This window comes from Paenibacillus doosanensis, assembly GCF_025060755.1.
GTDB classification, from domain to species: domain Bacteria; phylum Bacillota; class Bacilli; order Paenibacillales; family NBRC-103111; genus Paenibacillus_S; species Paenibacillus_S doosanensis.
Genome location: NZ_JANYUY010000050.1, coordinates 18,737 through 39,971, shown reverse-complemented (window position 1 = coordinate 39,971; position 21,235 = coordinate 18,737). Strand labels below are relative to the sequence as shown.

General features: G+C 56.2%; 14 protein-coding genes. 2 read left to right on the top strand and 12 right to left on the bottom strand.

What is annotated here, in order from left to right; all coding sequences use genetic code 11:
- Positions 1–49: 49 nt before the first annotated feature.
- From N0M98_RS26900 to N0M98_RS26890, 3 genes are all read right to left on the bottom strand, one after another.
- Positions 50–1,303 carry a hypothetical protein gene (locus N0M98_RS26900; RefSeq protein WP_259619677.1) on the bottom strand — a complete coding sequence of 418 codons (1,254 nt, stop codon included), beginning with the start codon at positions 1,301–1,303 and terminating at the stop codon, positions 50–52.
- Positions 1,304–1,380: 77 nt separating this feature from the next.
- Complete coding sequence (locus N0M98_RS26895; protein ID WP_259619676.1) at positions 1,381–2,391, bottom strand: DUF2278 family protein; 1,011 nt, start codon at positions 2,389–2,391, stop codon at positions 1,381–1,383.
- A 191-nt stretch (positions 2,392–2,582) separates the two neighbouring features.
- On the bottom strand, positions 2,583–8,948 hold the full coding sequence (locus N0M98_RS26890) for an immunoglobulin-like domain-containing protein (protein ID WP_259619675.1): 6,366 nt from the start codon (positions 8,946–8,948) through the stop codon (positions 2,583–2,585).
- Between the two features lie 318 nt (positions 8,949–9,266).
- Here N0M98_RS26890 and N0M98_RS26885 point away from each other — a divergent pair, with 318 nt between their 5' ends.
- On the top strand, positions 9,267–10,148 hold the full coding sequence (locus N0M98_RS26885) for a D-alanyl-D-alanine carboxypeptidase family protein (RefSeq protein WP_259619674.1): 882 nt from the start codon (positions 9,267–9,269) through the stop codon (positions 10,146–10,148).
- 194 nt (positions 10,149–10,342) lie between these two features.
- Here N0M98_RS26885 and map read toward each other — a convergent pair whose 3' ends face one another.
- Complete coding sequence (map, locus tag N0M98_RS26880; RefSeq protein ID WP_249860917.1) at positions 10,343–11,089, bottom strand: type I methionyl aminopeptidase; 747 nt, start codon at positions 11,087–11,089, stop codon at positions 10,343–10,345.
- 206 nt (positions 11,090–11,295) lie between these two features.
- On the opposite strand from map, the gene N0M98_RS26875 reads away from it, so the two are divergent.
- Positions 11,296–11,427 (top strand): hypothetical protein, encoded by a 132-nt coding sequence (locus N0M98_RS26875; protein ID WP_259619673.1) that lies wholly within the window; start codon positions 11,296–11,298, stop codon positions 11,425–11,427.
- A gap of 134 nt (positions 11,428–11,561) precedes the next feature.
- On the opposite strand, the gene purD is transcribed toward N0M98_RS26875, so the two are convergent.
- The 8 genes from purD to purQ all read right to left on the bottom strand — a co-directional run bounded on the left by purD (position 11,562) and on the right by purQ (position 21,219).
- On the bottom strand, positions 11,562–12,821 hold the full coding sequence (purD, locus tag N0M98_RS26870; protein WP_259619672.1) for a phosphoribosylamine--glycine ligase: 1,260 nt from the start codon (positions 12,819–12,821) through the stop codon (positions 11,562–11,564).
- Between the two features lie 15 nt (positions 12,822–12,836).
- On the bottom strand, positions 12,837–13,574 hold the full coding sequence (locus tag N0M98_RS26865; protein ID WP_259619671.1) for an IMP cyclohydrolase: 738 nt from the start codon (positions 13,572–13,574) through the stop codon (positions 12,837–12,839).
- Positions 13,575–13,597: 23 nt separating this feature from the next.
- Entirely contained in the window at positions 13,598–14,785 is a 1,188-nt protein-coding gene (locus N0M98_RS26860; protein ID WP_259619670.1) for a phosphoribosylaminoimidazolecarboxamide formyltransferase, read from the bottom strand.
- On the bottom strand, positions 14,782–15,411 hold the full coding sequence (purN, locus tag N0M98_RS26855) for a phosphoribosylglycinamide formyltransferase (protein ID WP_249860913.1): 630 nt from the start codon (positions 15,409–15,411) through the stop codon (positions 14,782–14,784). Before purN ends, N0M98_RS26860 begins: the two co-directional genes overlap by 4 nt.
- On the bottom strand, positions 15,408–16,448 hold the full coding sequence (purM, locus tag N0M98_RS26850; protein WP_259619669.1) for a phosphoribosylformylglycinamidine cyclo-ligase: 1,041 nt from the start codon (positions 16,446–16,448) through the stop codon (positions 15,408–15,410). The genes purN and purM overlap by 4 nt, the downstream gene beginning before the upstream one ends.
- A 391-nt stretch (positions 16,449–16,839) precedes the next feature.
- A complete protein-coding gene (gene purF / locus N0M98_RS26845; RefSeq protein ID WP_249860911.1) occupies positions 16,840–18,318 on the bottom strand; it encodes an amidophosphoribosyltransferase in 1,479 nt (492 codons plus the stop codon).
- Positions 18,303–20,546: a phosphoribosylformylglycinamidine synthase subunit PurL gene (gene purL / locus N0M98_RS26840; protein WP_259619668.1), complete on the bottom strand. Its 2,244-nt coding sequence runs from the start codon at positions 20,544–20,546 to the stop codon at positions 18,303–18,305. Before purL ends, purF begins: the two co-directional genes overlap by 16 nt.
- A complete protein-coding gene (purQ, locus tag N0M98_RS26835; RefSeq protein WP_259619667.1) occupies positions 20,524–21,219 on the bottom strand; it encodes a phosphoribosylformylglycinamidine synthase subunit PurQ in 696 nt (231 codons plus the stop codon). The genes purL and purQ overlap by 23 nt, the downstream gene beginning before the upstream one ends.
- Positions 21,220–21,235 lie beyond the last annotated feature (16 nt).

Sequence of the window (21,235 nt, the reverse complement as noted above, 5' to 3'; positions counted from 1 at the left end):
AATAAGGCAAGGGCAAGCTGCCAAGAAACCTTCAGCTTAATATTATCCATCATTCTCCATCCGCAGAAATGACCTTCTTGTATAGTATCTTATGCCCGTCGGTCAACTGCAGCACCATGTTATTATCGGTCGTGTCGTTCGGCGCTTCGGAATCCAAAATATACTTCACGTATCCTCCTTCGGCAGCTCCGTCCTCGCTAACATGAAAGAGATTGCTGTAAAGGCTCCGGTCCTGCCCCGCATTATAAAGCTGCAGTTCAGGAACAGGGAACTTGTTTCCACTAAGATAGGTCACCGTCTGCACCCCGTTTCTCAAGCCGCTGAAGGTTTGCGGCACACCATGGTCTTCGACTTGGTATCCGGGACAATTCAGTGAAAATGAGATGCCTGCATTTGAACTGTCTTCGCTCTCTGTGGTGCATCCGAACAGGGAGCGCACATCCTGCTCATGTATAAATATTTCTTCCGAACCAACGACAGGGGACCGATACCAGTCGAAGCCCTCGGCTTCTCCTCCAAGCCAGTATTGCATCGGTCCGCTCAGCCCATTGATGATATGAAAACGGCTCGTTCCGTCGTCTATAACAAGGGAACCGTCATGCTGCCATTCCGTCTCGTACCCGAGTTTCTCTGCAAGCTGACGAACCGGTAGCATCGGATCGTCTCCCACGACACGTCCAAAGGCCGCCCCATCCAAGCGGAGATCCGAGCCTGTTGCGCTGATTGGCCCCAATCCCTTTGCATTCGTGAGCCGCACCACAAGCGGCGGAGCATCCTTTAACGAATCGTGAGAGAATTTTACTGAGGGGATATAAGAAAGCTTACGTTCTTGCTCTTTCCATTCGACCTGCCCGAAGCTAGACAAATCGTTTAGCGAGATCGCTGTACGTCCCTCAATATTATATGAAGGAATCGGCTGGCCAAAGTAATAAACACGGATGTCTGTAGATAATACATCACCGATTTTCTCGCCGATCGAGACAGCGTCCCGAAGAGAGTCCTCCAGCGGGCTTATTGACTTCCCAGGGGTGTAAGTGATCTCAACCCGACGATACTTTGGTATCCAAGCGACATCAAAACCGTACCGTCTCAAGTCCTCCGCAGCGATTGCCGTATAGCCGTCGATGTTCATCGAAGGGATGACCTCCCCATGAATATCGGCTTTGATATCGGTGGTTAACACCGTTCCAATCGGGGTGCCGATAGGGACCTCTGTATCCGCTTCTGCATGTGGGGTCCACGAGATGCTGGCACTCACAGCTAATAGTATGGCGACCAGGGGCCAAAGCTTTTTTATTTTCATACCGCTCACCTTCCCATATTTTTTATAAAATTAAGACGAAGCTCCAGTAGGGAAGGTTTCGATTAGCAAGGGCAAGCTCAAAACCGGATCGTCCATCCGCTGCGCACTTTGGCCCGGATATAGGATACGCCGTGAACTTTAAGGCCGCGTTCATCGAGTAAAGTAATAATATCTCCCCAGGGACGAAAAAACTTAGGATGCACGGATAGCTCTATCGTATAAAATTGTCCGGGAGCTAACACGCCCTCGAGCTTGTACTTCTGCTTCAGCTTATTGGCCAGCGACCATCCGCCGATGTCGATCGGACGGTCGGATGCGTTCAGCAGCGTCACCGTCTCGCAAGCCGTCGGCGAGGCCGGCAAAACGAGCGCTCCGGCGATGAAGATTTCATGCTCGGCCAGCGGCCGCGGATGAGCGGGATGCCAGTAAGCGGCAGCTACATGCAGCGGATCGCCACTCTTATCGTCCGTATGCCAGGATTGCGCTTGAAACGCGAGAAAAATAGCGATCCAGCGCTCTTCGGAAGGGAAATGAAGCAGCAGGCCGCCGTCTTGGTAGACGCCGTTATCTCTCCGATAGCTGCCGCCGTTGCCTTGGTTCATATGGATATCGTGCATGCCCTGACCCGGCATGAAGCCGAAGACGGCGTCCCTCTGCTTCAGTTCGGGTCCCCAGATGTCGCCGTAAGCGTACAGGACGGCGTCCTCGAATTCCATCGCTTTGCGCATATAGATGTCCAGTTTATCGTTCAGGTCGTTGTCCGTGCCCGGAACGTCGAAGGCAAGCGGGACCATCCTCCGCCGGTCGAACAAATTGCCGCGGATATAATCCAGCGCCATGCCGCCGGGCCGGTTCGGCAGCCGGGTATAGCCGTAAGCAAGCTCCGGCAAATCGCTCGTCACTTCATGCTCGAAATGCTCGTCCGTATAATAAAGCAGGGCGAACGGCCTCATTTGCGACTTGACGTTGATCGCAATCCGGTAATGAACGCCTTCCGCCTCCGCATGTACTTGATAATGGGCGTTCTCCCTCGTTGCCGGGCGCCGCCCTCTCACTTTGCATTTTAATACCCCGTATCGTATCGTCATCCGGCTTTCCTCCTGTTCCCCTGCGCCTTTGTCGAAAAAGCTCATCTATCGGCAAAAAAAGGCGCTACTGCCATCATAACATGAGGATCGCTTAGGGCGCCAAGAAGAAGCTGCGATCGGCAGGAAGCCGCACAGAGAGACGCTCTCCCCCGTGCAACCGGGAAAGAGCGCCTTGTTGATCGATAATTATTTTATTTCAGCCGATAGAGCAGATTGAAGATCACTTGTGCGCTTTCCGCACGGGTCATCATCGCTTGCGGCGCGAATTGACGATTGTCGCGTCCTTGAATCAAGCCCTCTGCTTGCGCGATGCCCGCTGCCTCCCGTGCCCAATCGCTGATCTGATCCTGATCGCCGAACGGATTCGCAGCCGCTTGGGATGATGCCTCGCCCTTGGCGTATTCGAATGCGCGGACGGCCATAACGGCCATCTCTTCGCGAGTGATTACTGCGTTCGGCGCGAAAATATCCTCGCCGCGTCCCGTCACGATTCCCGCTTCGCTTACCGCGGCGACGGCTTCCGCATACCATCCGGCGGAGTCAACGTCGGCGAAGCTTGTACGGCTCGCTGCCTTCGAAGCCTCCAGTCCCAACGCCCGTGCGATCATCGCTGCAAATTGCGCCCGGGTCACGCTGCCCTCAGGGTTAAATTCCGTATCCGTCACGCCGTCGATAATATGCTTTGCGGCCATGTTCTTAATGACGCGGTTTGCCCAGGAGCTTGCGTCGACGTCCGCGAACAGCTTGTTGTATTCCAGCACCGCATATTGGCTGAAATGACGCACTTTCGCTGTCATCGCCCCGTCCGACAACGTTCCTCCCGCAAACTGCAAAGCTCCGTTAGCCGCAATATTGTAGACGCCTAACAAATCGGAGTCCGCTTTCGGATCGACTTTGAACGTTAGCGTCAAAGGCTCGGCGAAAGAGGTTACCGGGATGCTGCTGCCGTCCGCTGCGATAACGTCCACGCTGAAATCGTACGCCTCGCTGGCGAGAGCCGCTTCCACTGAACCGTTGACGGCGCGATTATGAATAAGCTTCGTTACGTCAGCTTGGGACAACGTCCGCGCCGAGAACCGAATTTGCGCTCCCTCAGCGTTCGCTCCCGCCGCAACATCTTGAATCCGGCTCAGCTCCGCTTTGGTCCATTCGATCGTCAAATTGCCCATGACCAATCGGAGACCGTTGTCCCCGACCAGCTCGGCGATATGGCTCGGCAGCAGCACGGCCGTCTTGCCTCCGGGAATTTGTACGACGTTCGTCCCCGCTTCCGCCGGTTTCAAATCCGCTTCGCGAACAATCTGCGTCGTCGAAGTCTCATCCGTTGTCGGCGCTTCCGGCACGGATGGCGACGATGAAGAGGAACCCGATGACGACGATTGACGTTTTTTGCTTACTATTACCGTTCTTGTCACTTCTTCGGCCGCGTTGCCCGCGGCGTCTTGTACATTGTAATGGTACGTATAGGTGCCCGCGATCGCCGTATTCAACGCCGATTCGCCGTACACACCGCTCGTTACCGTCGTCACGATGCGATCCGTAATATCTCCGTCGCGGTCATCCGTCGCCGTCGCCCCCGCGTCGGTATAGCTCGCCCCGATGAGGAGGTTTACTACCGGTTCGCCTCGCAGCTTAATGACCGGCCCCGTCGTATCCGGCTGTTCGGAGACGATCACTATGCGCGTCACTTCCTTGGCGGCATTGCCCGCGCTGTCTTGAACGTTGTAATGGAACGTGTAGACGCCTGCAGCTGCGGTATTCAATCTCGATTCGCCGTACACGCCGCTCGTCACTGTCGTCACGATGCGGTCCGTAATATCTCCGTCGCGATCATCCGTCGCCGTCGCTCCCGCGTCGGTATAGCTCGCCCCGATGAGGAGGTTTACTACCGGTTCGCCTTTTAGCGTAATGACCGGCTTTGTCGTATCCGGATTTTCGGAAACGACCACCGTTCTCGTCACTTCCTCGGCGGCGTTGCCCGCACTGTCCTTCACATTGTAATGGAATGTGTAGGTGCCTGCGACGGCGGTATTCAATCTCGATTCGCCGTACACGCCGCTCGTCACCGTCGTCACGATGCGATCCGTAATATCTCCGTCGCGGTCATCCGTCGCCGTCGCTCCCGCGTCGGTATAGCTCGTCCCGATGAGGAGGTTTACGACCGGTTCGCCTTTCAGCGTAATGACCGGCTTCGTCGTATCCACCGCTTTAATGATGCCTACGGAGACAGCGGCACCCGTGACATTGCCTTTCGTCAGCGGCACGGTGAACTCGAAGCTGCCGTCCGTATTTTCCGTTGCGGCGCGGAAAGAAGTAAGTTTCAATTCACCGACACTCGCGCCGGTCTGCTGCAAGCCGCTCAAGCTGCTGATCGTTTGCTGCAGCCATGCCCTGACATCCGCTTCCGTATTGGCGGCCGTCCGATCGACATGGTAAGCAGCGCCTTCGATGATCGTCTTGGCGTCCGCAACGGCTTGCTCGGCGGCGGAATCGACTCTCTTCTCCACCCCGAGATAGCTGATGAGGGCCGCCTGATTGCCGGTATACGTATTATTGACGGTATAAGTCACAACGCTGTCTACCGGAAGCGTAAAGTCATGCGTAACCGCCGTACCGTCAGATCCGGCGATCAGCCCGCTTCGCACAGGCTCGGTTACCGTCTGTCCATTGGCGTCCTTGTAGCTCAAGCTAATATCCATCGTCCGGTTGCCGTTGCTCCACCAGTCTCTATGGAAGGAAGTGATCCTGTAATCGCCTGCCGTCAAAGGCAGCGCATAAGTTAAAGGATTGTTTCTTGTATCCGAACCGTAAACACCGGTCTGGCTTTTGTCCGTTGCGACGACCGAACCGGAGAGCGATTTGAGCTTGTAGTTGGCGGCTATGGTCGTATGCCCCCACATCGAATCGCCGCTAGAAGCTTGGTCGGCTTTGTCATTCAGCAGGCGATCGCCCAATAAAGCTTGGATTGCCGCAAACGGAGGCGTCGTATCGCCCGCGATGCCGGGGTCCAGGAAATATACCAAGCCGCCCGGTATTACCTCCACCTGGACTTGAACATACAGGTTTTTGCCTCCTTCTACCTCTCCCGTCAGCTGCACTGTGGAATAAGGAACGGTGAAGCGGTCCGCCGTATTGTTCAGCCAGCGAATCGCGGCATCCGCATTCGTCGTCCCGTCCGCAAGCGTCGTTTTCACGACGGATGGCAGCCCGGCAACCGCTTCGCCGGCTTTGACAGCCACAATGGCCGGATAGTCGCCGGTGACGGCTACCGGTTGTTTTTTCCATTTCAACGAATCTGCTGCATCCTGAAGCGCATTCCGGGCGGAATCTATGGCTCTCTGATCGGCTTGTTCGTCCGCGAGGACCGCTGCGGCCGCAGACACCGCGTTCGCGAAGGCGGACCATTCCGCAGGCATATAGTCTTCCTCTTGGTAACCGCCTACTTGAGCCAGCAGCTCCTGAAGTGCCGATTTGCTGATCGTGCCGTAGACCGGCCCCATAATATCGATGGCATCAATGGACAGGCTGCCGCTTTTCACTACGATCTTCAAGGTGTGCGGACCGTAAGGCAGCCCGCCGTATGCGTACGTATTGGCACGATTGACGGACACGGCGGGAATCGCTGCATTAGCATCGGCAAGCTTGTTGTCTACATATATATCGACCGTCGCGCTTCCGGTATCGCCGACCAGGCTGAAGCCCGTGCCGGTGAACGGCAGCTCCAGATACGTCGGATCGGCGGCATCCGCCTGAACGACCGCCTTCTCGATCGAGATGTAATTGCCGCTGCCGGAGTCTGCGGCGGTCTTGATGATCTTCACGTTATGCAGTCCTGGGGCCAAACCGCTTACCTGATAAATGATCTGGCTGTTGTTCCCGTTGCCGAAGCCTTTGCCGGTCACAACCTTTTTGGACGCATCGTGATTGTATCCGGTGCCGAAGTCGTCAAGATAAACATCCATTCTGACAACGGAATTCGTCCCTTGACCGAGCCCGTACACGGTAATGCCGGTGCCGTTGAACGTCAATGATGCGTAGCTGCCGTTTTCTCCCGCCCACGCGTTGGCGGAGTTGGAGCCCCATGAAGACGTATTGCCTTCATTTTTGACGAAATACCACCGATTGAGCGTTCCTTCCGTATTGGTCGTACTGTCGGAGGTGATGCTGGTTCCGCTGGTGGTGACGGTCCGGTTCTGCCGGCCGGCTCCTCCCGACAAGCTGTGAGTCCAAGGGAAGCTGCCCTCATGGTATTGGACGCGGGCATCCAGATCATCCACCCGGTCGGTCACATAAGGCGCATAACCGTTAACGGCCTCTACCTGCAAATTATCGAATACGGATTGGCGCAGACTGCTTTGAATCATGACCTGTCCGGTCAGCGGGGCGCCGTCCGCCGTATCCGTATAACGTACGGCCGCCTTGCCGTCGATAGCGGCGGTTACCGTCCGATCCGCCGCCTCAATGGAAATGCGATGCCACTGGGCAGGATCGAAATCCGTCAGCGTTCCGGATGCGACCGTCGCGTCGAAGCGAATCAGACGCCAGGAGCCGTCGGCGTATATCCGTAATTTATAGCCGGATTGCGAATCGGCGGTCGTGCCGTTCAGCGTGTGGCGAATACCTAATGCAACATAGTTGTCGCCGGTATGGGCCGGGTCCAGATCCATCTTGAAATCAATGGCCGCTCGGTAGTTCGCCCAACGCTCGTCACCTAGCACGGTGTAGGAGAACGGGGTGGTCGCCCATGTGCCCGGCTTATTGCCCGCGTAAATCATCTGCTCCATACCATTGGAGCCGTCCTTCCCGATGCCCTCATATACCTCGAAGGCGCCGCCTTGATCCGCCGTATAGCGCGGCGTACCGCCCCGGCGCTGCACATAGCTCAACCCGTTAGCTTCAGGGTAGCCTTTATACTCGAAGTCGTCTTCGTAGAGCACGGGGCTGCCGGTTCCCCCGACGTCCAGCACGCTTTGAGCCGGAATATCGGCGTTGCGCGTGTACGGGACGCGCGGATGACCGGTATTCGGGTTATCGCCCGCGCTCGTCACACTGACCATCGAATGGGGCTTCACCGTAAGCGTATACGTATACGCATCGCCTTGATCGGCAGCCGGAATGTCACCGAGTCTTTGATACCAGTTGGCGTCATACTCCTGTCCTGCCCCCGGCCCGCGTGTTTCCCATACTTGAACGGGGCTGCCGGCGTTTGCGATCGTTTTCTTCACTTCGAACTGATAACGGGCTTCGCGGTCGCTGTCATTGACCATGACTACGGAATAGTCCTTCTTATCCGGACTGACAAAGACAAGCCGGTTATACTCCGCTCCCGCCGCGTTGCCGTCCATCTCGCTATTGCCCCTGCTGCCGATAACGCCTGCGCTGGCCCCGGGGATGTACATCCAGTCTTTCGCCGCAAACTGCGTAAACTGCATCACCGTATAAACGCCCACATCGGGAGCGTAATAGCCGGACCAAGGGTCTCGGGCCGCAATAAGCTCCTTGCTGCTATAAGGAGCGCCGCTATAGAAAGCGCCTATCGCAGGCTGGAACATATAATGCGTCCGTTTTCCCTGGGTGTACATACCGATGAAGCGTCCTGCAACATCCAGCGCGCTGGCTACGCCGCCGAACGGCTGATCGGAGTTGGCACGGTATTGGGCCAAAGTTTGGGGAGCCACCCCTTCGCTGTACCATACTTCCTTCTGATATTGATCGTTGACCTTCAAATAATCCGCGCTGGTCGCCATGTTATAGTGGTAAGCCATCACATCGACCGCTTTCATCAGATCGGGATCGGCCAGCATTTTAGTCGGAATATTCAGCGTCGTGTTTTCGTCGGATGCGATAATTTTTATTTTGTCATGATTAGGAAATTCGTTATCGCTGCGCATCCGGTTGGCAAACCACTTGATGTAGTTCGCGTTGGGGGTTCCCGTTTCATTGCGGTCGGGGTTAATGTAATCGAGATCGTAACCGTAGGTTTCATGGACGGCGGTCGCCGTATCCTTGTACCATTGGTACATCCGTTCATATGCCGCAAGCGTGGCGGGGTTGGACGGATCGGTATTGCCGTCGCTCCACGGCAGCACCCAATTCGGCTGGCTCCAGCGCAGGATGCTTACCTTGATGTCCGGGTTGATCGTTTTCGCGTCGGCCGCGAGGACGAAGCCTGCGCCGCGGCGAACGTTGGCCGGTTCATCCGCAGACCGTTTGGTAGCCGGTTCGGTGCCGGACGAAGTATTGGAATCGTTGCCCATCTCGATTTTGATGTCGTTGATCCCGGCTCCGGTGTCCTGATTAAACAGCAAATTCATCATTTCCCAATATTGGGCCGGATGCTCTTCCTTATAATCCAGCATCAACCGCGATGTGTTATTTGCCGTGACCAGACCATAGCCTTTGAACGTATTGGCCGGATTCGTGTCGGCGCCGGCGGGATCGATACTTACGGTTTGCAGATCGGCCGCCGATGCAGGCACAGCCGGAAAAAAAGAAATGATAAGGGCAAAGACAAGGCTCAAAGCGATGCTTTGCTGCAATAGCTTGCTTCTTTTCACGCTGATTCGCTCCTTTTGCGAAAAATGAACAAAGCTTGTCCTAGCTTTGTTTGAAGCGCTTTCTTTACCGCGGATCATCTCCTTTTTCTGGAAGTCCTCTGTCTCAGGAATATTATAGGCCCGGTTGAAACCGCATTCATAACGTTAATTTTACATGTTGCTTAACTTTTTTTACCTCTTTGCTCAGGCGAAAAAAAATCTTGGGACGAAACCGGCCGAATCGGCTCATATAAGTAACTTTTGAACCGGAACGGCTGTCTATAGTATGATAGGAAATAGATTTCAAAAACGAACGCCCATTCGGAGGAACAACTGATCATGAAAAAAACGTCTTTAACCGTACTGCTGCTTGCCTCATCCATGACCTTATTCGCCGCCTGCGAAGGCTCCAACGCTAGTCCGTCACCCCAAACGCCCGATACGTCCAAGCCGGGCAACGCCGCGACAGGCACCGCGCCTAACGGTTCTGCGGCAGGCTCGACAACAACGCCGGGCAGTACCGCAACTCCGGTGCCTTCGACGGCACCGGGGGCAGGGTCGGCCGCGAACACGGGCTCGACCGGCGACAAGGGCAAAGGAACAGAGACGCCTAAAAGCGACTCCGATCAAGTGGTCGCCAAGCCGGACAGCGTCTCCGTGCTCGTCAACAAGCAATTTGCGCTGCCTTCCAACTATGAGCCGGCGGATCTGGTTTACCCCGATGTGCCGTTTATTTTCAAAGAGAAAATCGAAAAACGCAAAATGCGCAAAGAAGCTGCCGCTGCGCTGGAAAAATTGTTTGCCGGAGCCAAAAAGGACGGCATTAACCTGGCGGGCGTCTCCGCTTACCGTTCTTATGCGACGCAGAAGGCCGTTTTCAATAACTATGTCAAAACCGACGGCGAAGAAAAAGCAAAAACGTACAGCGCTGTTCCCGGACATAGCGAGCATGAGACAGGACTTGCGATCGACGTATCCGGCAGCGACGGCAAATGCGCCGCGCAGGACTGCTTCGGAGCAACCAAGGAAGCCGAGTGGCTGGCCAAGCATGCACCCGAGTACGGCTTCATCATCCGCTATTTGAAGGGCAAGGAATCGATTACAGGCTATCAATACGAGCCATGGCATATTCGCTATGTCGGCGTCGATATGGCCAAGGAGATCGCCTCCAAAGGTCTTACGCTGGAAGAGTATTTGAACGCCGTCCCGGTGAACAAATAAACGGGGATTGGGGCTTGCGCTGCGAAATCGAAACCGGAACCGGATTATCCATGCTACATAATGAGAAACAGCCCCGTAAACCGCGGCAAGCGGCTTACGGGGCTGTTGTTTGTTCCAGAATACCGGTCATCGGCAACGCCGAATGTATTTACGCAAATAGACCGGGGCTGCTGCCCGGCCGCTTCGCTTGGATTTTATTGCTTCGTCAAGATGACGGGGCCTTCGGCGGTGATTGCAATCGTATGCTCATACTGCGCCGACAAGCTGCCGTCGACCGTCCTGGCGGTCCATCCGTCCGCATCCACCTTCGCTTTGTAACCGCCGATGTTCAGCATCGGTTCGATGGTAATTACCATGCCTTCTTTCAGTCTAGGCCCCTTTCCCGCCGGTCCGTAATGCGGCACTTGCGGTTCTTCATGCATCTTCTGTCCGATCCCGTGGCCTACGAAATCGCGTACGACCGACAGCCCTTCGGCTTCGGCGAAGGCTTGAATCGCATGGGAAATATCTCCGAGCCGGTTGCCTTCCACCGCCTGCTCGATGCCTCTGTACAGCGACTCTTCCGTGACGCGCAGCAGTTTGTCGGCTTCCGGCGAAACCGTGCCTACCCGGTACGACCAGGCGGAGTCGGCCAGCCAGCCGTTCAGGTTAACGACCATATCGATCGTCACGATATCTCCGTCCTGAAACGGCTTGTCGCTTGGAAATCCGTGACAGATCACATCGTTGAGCGAAGCGCACGTAGCGAACGGATAGCCGTTATACCCTTTTTGCTCCGGCGTCGCTCCATGCTCCGCAAGAAATTTCTCGACAAACTTATCGATCTCCAGGCCCGTTATTCCCGGCCGAATCATCCGGGCAATCTCTCTATGGCAGGCGGCCAGCACTTTGCCGGCTTCATGCATAAGTTCAATTTCCGCTTTGGTTTTTATAACGATCATGTTCTCATCACTCCCGTATTTCGAATAATCCATATGCATCCTTATAGTATAACAGTTTTTCGGCCAAAAGATGATGAAGGAGCCGTGAACTTTATGCAAGAAGGTGAACGATAGGTCCGGAACCGATTCAGAATGAAGACTTTGCAGCCCGGGTACGATAAAAGAAAAATGCCCGTTCCAAAAAAACAGCTTCGGAGGTGTCCGTTTTGTATGAACTCTCATCTTTTGCGTATCGGCATTGGCTGTCACTGGTGCTTATTCTCGGCGTCATCGTCGCCGTAGCGCTTGTCTACAAGCATTGGGATAAAATCGTAATTAAAGGCAGCGGAAGAAAATAGCGTGCGCTCTCTGCGCTCCATCCCTCATCAAGCTCGAAAGAAGCGCAGATCCTCAATCGGCTAAGCGGCAAAAAAGCTTGAGGGGCCGCTAAAGCCTCTCAAGCTTCTCTCTTCACTCGTATCGCTGCTGAAAGTTACACCAACGCTTTCTTGGAGATATCCGTACGGTAGTGCTTGCCTTGAAACCGGATGCGGTCGGCGTCTGCGTAAGCTTTGGCGCGGGCTTCGGCAATGTCCTTGCCGAGCGCGGTCACGCCGAGCACTCGGCCTCCGTTAGTAACCACTTGCCCGTCCTTGAGCGCGGTTCCGGCATGGAAGACGACCGAATCCCGAACGTCGGCCAAGCCTTCGATAGGCAGCCCTTTCGGATAAGAACCCGGGTAGCCTTCGGAAGCTAAAATCACGCATACGGCGGCGTCATCCGACCACCTGATATCCATTTGTTCCAAATGGCCGCTCACTGCAGCCAAGAAAATATCGAGCAGATCGGTTTGCAGGCGCGGCAGCACGACCTGCGTCTCCGGATCGCCGAAACGGGCGTTGAACTCGATCGTCTTCGGCCCTTGCGGCGTAATCATCAGACCGGCGAACAGCACGCCGCGGAACGGGCGCCCTTCGCTGACCATCGCGGCCGCCGTCGGCTTGATGATCGTCTCGATCGCCTCGTCGATGACGGACTGCGGGATGTGCGGCAGCGGCGTGTAGGTGCCCATGCCCCCCGTATTCGGGCCTTGATCGCCGTCGAATACCGCTTTATGGTCCTGAGCAGGCACCATCGGCTTCACAACCTTCCCGTCGACGAACGACAGGATCGACATTTCTTGGCCTGTCAGAAACTCTTCGATGACGACCCGGTTGCCGGAGTCTCCGAACACTTTCTTCACCATAATGTCGTAAAGCGCCTTCTCCGCTTCCTCCAGCGATTGCGCGACGACGACCCCTTTGCCTGCGGCCAAACCGTCCGCTTTAATGACGGCCGGAATCGTCTGCTTGCGCAAGTACGCGAGAGCGGCCTCGTAATCGTCGAACGATTCATAAGCGGCCGTCGGAATATTGTATTTTTTAAACAGCTCTTTGGAGAACACTTTGCTGGACTCCAGAATCGCCGCATTTTGACGCGGACCGAACACCGGAATGTTCTTCGCTTCCAGATGGTCTACGATCCCTTCGGAGAGCGGATCGTCCGGGCCGATGACCACCAGATCGATATTGTTGTCGATCGCGAATTCGCCGAGCTCCTCGAACTGATTCACCTGCAGAGGAACGCATTCCGCCACCTCCGCGATGCCCCCGTTACCGGGAGCGCAGTACAGCTCCTGCACCTTCGGGCTTTTCTTCAACGCCCAGCATATGGCATGCTCGCGGCCGCCGCCGCCGACTACTAATACTCGCACGGTCGTAGCTCCCCCTTAATCTTTGTTCACGACGAGCAATTCCGTTTCGCCGCTTCCGACTTGAATCGTTTTGACCAGCAGGGAGATTTTGTTCTCCTCATTGAGCGTTTTCCAATACAAATCGGCAATTTCGCGAATGTCGTTCGCCAGCGGAACGAGCGCAGGCTCTCCTTGGAATGAAGGCAGAGGATTGCCGTCGCCCTGGTACGTGTGAATGCAATGTCCGAAGCCGGGCAGCGTCTTCTCGTACGTGTAAGTGTGGCGAAGCGTCTGATCCTCGGTGTTGCCGCTGGATTTGAGAATGGACAGCTTATAGGCGAACTGCCCGTCCTTCGTATCGACAAGTCCGCTAATCCGTGGCGTAAAGTTCGGAGCGTCCGGCTCGTAAGTGCGAGTTGCCAGAGCGGATTCGAAGGAACCGCCGGCTTGCAGCGCTTCGTAGATCGTGTCGGTCTGATCGCCGTTCGTTACGATATGAGCCCCGTTCGCATGCCGAACCGGGTAATAAATAATGAGCGACGGATCGGTCAGCTTCGCCGGATCTTTGGCCTCCGTGCGAACGAATCCGTTCTCCTCCTGAATAAATACGCGGTTGCGGCTGTTCTCGCTGCGGCCCATAATCCAGTAAACCTGAACGAGCCGGGTGCCGTCCGGCGTAGCGCCGATTACGATGCCGCGTCCCGGGTAGGCGTTGTTGTTCAATGCATTCACATATTGATCCGCTTGCGCGGCTCTTGTCGTTGTCACGGTCATTTTCCCCCCTGAAATATGCAGTTTTAGTGATGGAACAGTCTGACGCCGGAATAGCACATGACCATGCCGTAATCGTTAGCGGCTTGAACCACTTCTTCGTCGCGCATGGAGCTGCCGGCTTGCACTACATATTTCACGCCGCTGCGGCTGGCGCGGTCGAGGTTGTCGCGGAACGGCAGGAACGCGTCGGAGCCGTAGGAGACGCCCTGCAGCTTGCTCAGCCATTCGCGCTTCTCGTCGCGCGTTAAGCGGGCCGGCACTTCGGCGAAGCAAGCCTCCCAAGCCGCTTGCTCGACCGGAGTCAGCTCTTCTTCGAGCCACAGGTCGATCGCGTTGTTCTGCTCCGCGCGGGAGAGCCCTTGACGGAACTTCATGCCGAGCGCGCGCGGATGCTGACGAAGGAACCAGCGGTCCGCTTTGTCGCCTGCCAGGCGGGTACAGTGAATCCGCGATTGCTGCCCGGCTCCGATGCCGATCGTTTGTCCGTCCAGCGTATAGCAGATCGAATTGGATTGGGTATATTTGAGCGTCACCAAAGCGATCAGAAGATCCCTTTTGGCATTCTCGGGAAGATCTTTGTTTTCCGTCACGATTCTCTCCAGCGCGGAAGCGTCGATGACGCCGTTGTTGCGCTCCTGCTGCATCGTTAGGCCGAACAGTGTGCGGGTCTCAACCGGATTCGGCACGTAGTCGGGATCGATTTGCAGAATGAGATAGCCGCCGTTCTTCTTAGCTTTCAGAATTTCCAGCGCTTCGTCGGTATAGCCGGGAGCAACGACAAGGTCGGACACCTCGCGTTTGAGCAGCAGCGCCGTAGAAGCGTCGACGATGTCGCTGAGCGCTGCGGCGTCTCCGAAGGAAGACATCCGGTCCGCGCCGCGGGCGCGGGCGTACGCGGTCGCCAGCGGAGAAAGCTCCAAACCTTCGACGAAATAAGCTTTGCGGAGCGTGTCATTCAGCGGAGCCGCCACCGCGGCCCCCGCCGGGCTCACATGTTTGAACGATGCGGCCGCAGGAAGTCCTGTCGCCTTGCGCAGCTCGCGGGCAAGCTGGAAGCCGTTCAGCGCATCCAGCAGATTAATGAAGCCCGGATCGCCGTTCAGCACTTTGATCGGCAGCTCTCCGTCGCTGTAGAGCTTCGCTTGTTTCTGATGAGGGTTCATTCCGTAACGCAGTTCGATCACATTCGTCCCGCTCGTTGTTTGGCTCATGATTTTATCCCATCCTTCGGTTTGAGGTTCATATATCGTTCCAAATCCATGCTTCCGTCCGCAATCTGCTGAATGACCCATGGCAGCAGCTCATGCTCCATCGGATGAATCCGCGCGCTCAGCGTCTCTTCCGTATCGTCCGGCCGAATCTCCAAAGCTCGCTGGGCCAAAATCGGCCCGCTGTCGAGCCCGCCGTCCACCAAATGCACCGTAATGCCGGTGATCTTCACGCCGTGGTCCAGCGCCTGCCGTACCGCGTGCAATCCCGGAAAAGACGGCAGCAGCGACGGATGTATATTCATCATGCGTCCCCAATAAGCGTTAACCAGCACATGCGTCAAGATGCGCATATAACCGGCCAGCACGACGAGGCCGACTTGCTTGCTTTTTAATAAGCCGAGAATTTCCTGCTCATACGCTTCGCGGGACGGGTAATCCTTCGGCCGGAACGTATGTACCGGCACCCCGGCCGCTTCCGCGCGCCGGACGACCTGGGCCTGCGGCCGGTCGCAAACCAACAGCTCGATGCGAGCATCGAGCTTGCCTGCATGAACCGCATCCGCGATGGCCTGAAAATTCGACCCGCTCCCGGAGGCGAATACGGCTATGCGAAGAGGCTCAATCATACGACCGCCCCGGTAAACGTGACGATGCGCTCTCCTGCCGTTACTCTGCCGAGCGTATAAACTTGTTCGCCGTGCTGTTCAAAGATGGATGCCGCTTCCGCCGCCTGCTCCTCGGAGACGACGATCACCATGCCGATCCCCATATTGAACGTACGGAACATATCGTTATTGCTGATACCGCCTTCCTGCTGCATGAGCTGGAAGATCGGCAGAATCGGCCACGAGCCGTAATCGATCTCGACATTGACGTCCGCAGGAAGCATGCGCGGAATATTCTCGAGGAAACCGCCGCCGGTGATGTGCGCCAGCCCTTTCAGCTGCACTTTCTCCAAAGCCGCCAGCACCGATTTCACATAAATTTTGGTCGGCTCAAGCACGACATCGCCGAGCTTGCCGCCCAACTGATCGATATGGTCGTGCAGGCTGTAGCCTTTATCTTCGAGCAGCAGCTTGCGTACGAGCGAGAAACCGTTGCTGTGTACGCCGCTGGAGGCCAGTCCGAGCACGACGTCGCCCGGACGGATGGTCGAGCCGTCGATGATCTTCTTCTTGTCGACGATCCCTACGGTAAAGCCGGCAATATCGTATTCGCCGTCGGAATACATGCCCGGCATTTCCGCCGTCTCCCCGCCGATCAAGGCGCAGCCGGATTGTACGCAGCCGTCGCTGATGCCTTTAATGATCGATTCGATCTTCTCCGGAACGACCCGGTCGCAAGCCAAGTAATCGAGGAAAAAAAGCGGCTCGGCGCCCTGTACGACAATATCGTTGACGCACATAGCGACCGCATCGATGCCGATCGTATCATGCTTATCCATGGCGAAGGCGATTTTCAGCTTCGTGCCTACGCCGTCCGTGCCGGAAACAAGCACCGGTTCTTCGTATTTATCTTTATTCAAGCCGAAGAGGGCTCCGAATCCGCCCAAATCGGTCATTACTTCCGGACGGAATGTCGTTTTAACGTGTTTTTTCATCCGTTCTACCGCTTCGTTGCCCGCCGCGATATCGACACCGGCTTTTTTATATGCATCCGACACTGGTTATCACTCCTTGTTGGGCCGAATTGGATGGGCTGTAGGGTAAGCGAAGACTAAGGCGGCCAGAGCATCATTTCCGCAGGCTGCTTTCATCGCTTAACCGAAAGTACAATGAATGCTGCCGCTGCGAGGGTGATCATTCACCATGACTCTTCGAAAGCAGCTCATAGCGGCAGCAAGGACTCCCACCATGAAGGCTTCGTCCTGCTCAGGTACCCGCGCGCCTCCAATTCGGCTCGCTTATTTACTATAGAATGGCGGAGTCGGTCTGCCTCCTCCGCCTTAAGTTCGATCATGTAAAGCCATTGCTATCAGATCTGCCCGTGAAACGCTTCTTCAGATTGCTCTCGACGCTTCGTGCGCTTTTTCACCGGGCTTCCACATGCCCGGCTTAATCGCAGCCGCACCCGATAGAAGACTCCTCGGTAACCCGAGTCGGATAGCTGTTGTCGAAACAGGCGGTGCAGTGGCCGCGGTTCAGCTCGACGTTCGGGCGGCCGATGGAAGCGAGCAGCCCTTCTTTGCTTAGGAAATGCAGCGAGTCGGCGTTGATCGCCCGGCGGATTTCCTCAATCGACTTCTGCGCGGCGATCAGCTCCTTGCGGTCCGGCGTATCGATGCCGTAGAAGCAAGGATTTTTGAACGGCGGCGAGCTGATGCGCACATGCACTTCCGTAGCGCCCGCTTCGCGCAGCAGATTGACGATCCGCAAGGAAGTCGTGCCGCGGACGATCGAATCGTCGATCATGACGACGCGCTTGCCCGCTACAATACTGCGCACCGCGCTCAGCTTCATCTTCACGCCCTGCTCGCGCAGCTCCTGGCTCGGCTGGATGAACGTCCTGCCGGTGTACCGGTTCTTGATGAGCCCGAGCTCATAAGGAATACCGGTTTGCTCGGCATAGCCGATCGCCGCCGAAATGCTCGAATCCGGCACGCCGGTTACGACATCGGCGTCGACGAACGATTCCAGCGCGAGCTGGCGGCCCATCCGCTTGCGCGCGGAATGGATATTGATCGCGTCGATGTCGCTGTCCGGACGCGCGAAGTAAATATATTCCATCGCGCAGATCGCGCGCTGTCTAATCGGCGAGAAACGGTCTTCGACAAGACCGTTTTTGTTATCCAGCACGAGCAGCTCGCCGGGCTCGACATCGCGGTAATACGTACCGCCGACCGCATCGAAAGCACAGGTCTCCGAGGCGAACAAATAACCGTTGCCGAGGCGTCCCATAACGAAAGGACGCAAGCCGTGCGGGTCGCGCGCGGCAATCATTTTATCGCGGGTCAGAAACAAAAACGCATAAGCACCCTCTACCCGGAGCAGCGCTTCCTTCACCGCCAGCGCAATATCGTCGTGCTTGGAGCGCGCGATCAGGTGAGCGACCACTTCCGTGTCGCTTGTCGTTTGGAAGATCGAGCCCTGGGCTTCGAGTTCTTTTTTTATATCGCCCGCATTATGCAAATTCCCGTTGGTCGCAATCGCCAAATCTCCGCCGCGGTATTTGAAGATCAGCGGCTGCGCGTTGGCCAGCTTGCTCTCTCCGGCCGTGGAATAACGGACATGACCGATCGAATTGGAGCCGGTCAGTGTGCCGAGATTATCGTTATTGAATACTTCCTTCACCAGACCCATGCCGCGGTGATAGTTAAAATCCGTGCCGTTGGCTACGCAGATGCCGGCGCTCTCCTGTCCGCGATGCTGCAGCGCGTGCAGCCCGTAATACGACAGGTTCGCGGCTTCGGAGTGACCGAACACCCCGAAGACGCCGCATTCCTCGCGAAGCTTATCAAACAGCCCGTCATGGCTGTTGATTCCGTCATTATAGAAACGACCTGTCCATAGCTGCTGCGTTACTTCATCAGACATGGAATCGCATCCTTCCAAACCTTTTCTAGTTGTGCGACAGATGCTTGAATGACCGGTGTATCGTTAACTTGGATTTGCAATTCTTGTCCTTGAACTTGACCGAGCTCTTGATAAGATACGCCGCGCTCGGCGATCCATTGCTTCAATGCTTCCGATTTGTCCGGGGAAGCGCTCAGCAAAATGCGGGATTGGCTTTCGCTGAACAGCGCGATATCGTTGCGAAGCTCGGTAGCGAAGTTGACACTGGCTCCGAGACGGCCGCTGATGCAGCTTTCCGCCAATGCCACGGCCAAGCCGCCGTCGGACAAGTCGTGAGCGGAAGCGACGAGACCGTTTTGGATCGCTCCGAGCACGGCACTCAGAAGCTTTTTCTCCACATCGAGATCGAGCTGCGGAGGACGGCCTTCCGTTACGCCATGCATCACGTATTGGAATTCGCTGCCGCCCAGCTCCGCTTTGGTTTCGCCGAGCAAAATGATGACGTCGCCTTCTTGTTTGAAGCCTTGCGTCGTAATGTGATCCGTATCGTGAACGAGGCCGACCATACCGACGACCGGCGTCGGATAGATCGCGCCTTTCGCATTTTCGTTATACAAGCTGACGTTGCCGCCGATCACCGGCGTCTCCAGCTTGCGGCAAGCCTCCGCCATGCCGTCGGCCGCTTTTTCCAGCTGCCAGAAAATATCCGGCTTCTCCGGGCTGCCGAAGTTCAGGTTATCCGTAATCGCCAGAGGCTCGGCCCCGGAGCATACGTTATTGCGAGCGCCTTCGGCAACCGCAATCATCCCGCCCACTTCCGGATCGAGATACACGTAACGTCCGTTGCAGTCCGTCGACATCGACAGCGCTTTGCGCGTGCCGTGAATCGTAACGACCGCCGCATCCGACCCCGGACGTACCGCCGTGCTCGTGCGAACCATATAATCGTATTGGTTATACACCCACTCTTTGCTTGCTACGCTTGGCGAAGCAAGCACCTTCTCCAATGCGTCGTTCAAATCGGTTACTTCCGGATAACGAGTCGTATCGATCGAACCGTTCTCCACGTAGTAAGCAGGCACTGCGGAAGGCTTGTTGTATACCGGGCACTCGTCGACCAGCGCGGTTACCGGCATATCGCCGACCAGCTCGCCCTTGTGGAACAGCTTCAGGCGGCCGTCGTCCGTTACTTTGCCGACTTTGGCGCAGTGCAGCCCCCAACGCTCGAAAATCGCCTTTGCTTGAGCTTCATGCTTAGGCTCGACGACAAACAGCATCCGCTCCTGGGATTCGGACAGCATCATTTCATAAGGCGTCATGCCTTCTTCGCGCTGCGGCACCTCGTCGAGGTACAGCTCCATGCCGTTGCCCGCCTTGCTCGCCATCTCCGAGCTGGAGCAGGTGAGACCCGCCGCGCCCATATCCTGAATGCCGAGCACGATGCCGGAGTTGATCAGATCAAGACATGCTTCGAGCACCAGCTTCTCCATGAACGGATCGCCCACTTGCACTGCTGGGCGCTTCGCTTCGGATTCGGCCGTAAGCTCCTCGGAAGCGAAGGTCGCTCCGTGAATGCCGTCGCGTCCCGTAGCCGGACCGACATAGAACACCGGGTTGCCTACGCCTTTGGCGACGCCCTTCTGAATCATGTCATGATCGATAATCCCTACGCACATCGCGTTAACGAGCGGGTTGCCCTCGTAGCTCTCGTCGAACATCACTTCGCCGCCGACCGTCGGAATGCCGATGCAGTTTCCGTAACCGGCGATCCCTGACACGACATGCTCGAACAAATATTTAACGCGCTCGTTCTCAAGACGGCCGAAACGCAGGCTGTTCAGCAGCGCCACAGGACGCGCTCCCATCGAGAAGATGTCGCGGATAATGCCGCCTACGCCCGTAGCCGCGCCCTGATAAGGCTCGATTGCCGACGGGTGGTTATGACTTTCGATTTTGAACACGACCGCTTGCTTGTCTCCGATATCGACGATCCCCGCGCCTTCGCCGGGTCCCATCAATACGCGCGGACCGGTTACCGGGAATTTGCGAAGCACCGGTTTGGAATTTTTATAAGAGCAGTGCTCGGACCACATGACGCTGAATACGCCGATTTCCACATAGTTCGGCTGACGGCCGAGGAAACCGCAAATTTGCTCGTATTCGGCATCGGTTACGCCCATCTGCTTGTAAATTTTTTGCTCTGCGATTTGCTCTGCAGTTGGCTCCTTAGCCGATAGTTGCTGCGCCATGTTTTTCCCTCCAAGTGCTCAAGATCGATGTAAACATCCGTTTGCCGTCGGCCGAACCGAGCAGCTCGTGCACTGCGCGCTCCGGATGCGGCATCATGCCCAGTACGTTGCCGTTTTTGCTGCAAATGCCTGCAATATCGTCTACCGAACCGTTCGGATTGGTGCCTTTTTCGTAACGGAACACGATCTGGTTGTTCGCCTTCAGCTCCGCCAGCGTCGCCTCGTCGCAATAGTAGTTGCCTTCGCCGTGCGCAATCGGAATGTTGATCAGCTCGCCCTGCTTGTACTCGGATGTGAACGGCGTATCTGCGTTTTCAACCTGCAGCATGGCCGCGTGACAGCGGAATTTAAGCGATTCGTTGCGCAGCATCGCGCCTGGCAGCAATCCCGACTCCAGCAAAATTTGAAACCCGTTGCAAATGCCGATAATATATTTCCCCTGCTCCGCCGCCTGCACAAGCGCGTTCATGACCGGAGCGAACCGGGCGATAGCCCCGCAGCGCAAGTAATCTCCGTAAGAAAAGCCTCCTGGAACGATAATACAGTCATATTGGGATAAATCCGTTTCGGTATGCCAAACGTAGCTAACGGGCTGGCCGATCGTGTCCTCTACCGCTTTGTAGCAGTCGATGTCGCAATTCGAGCCGGGAAACACCAGTACAGCGAAATTCATCACGCGCTCCTCCTTT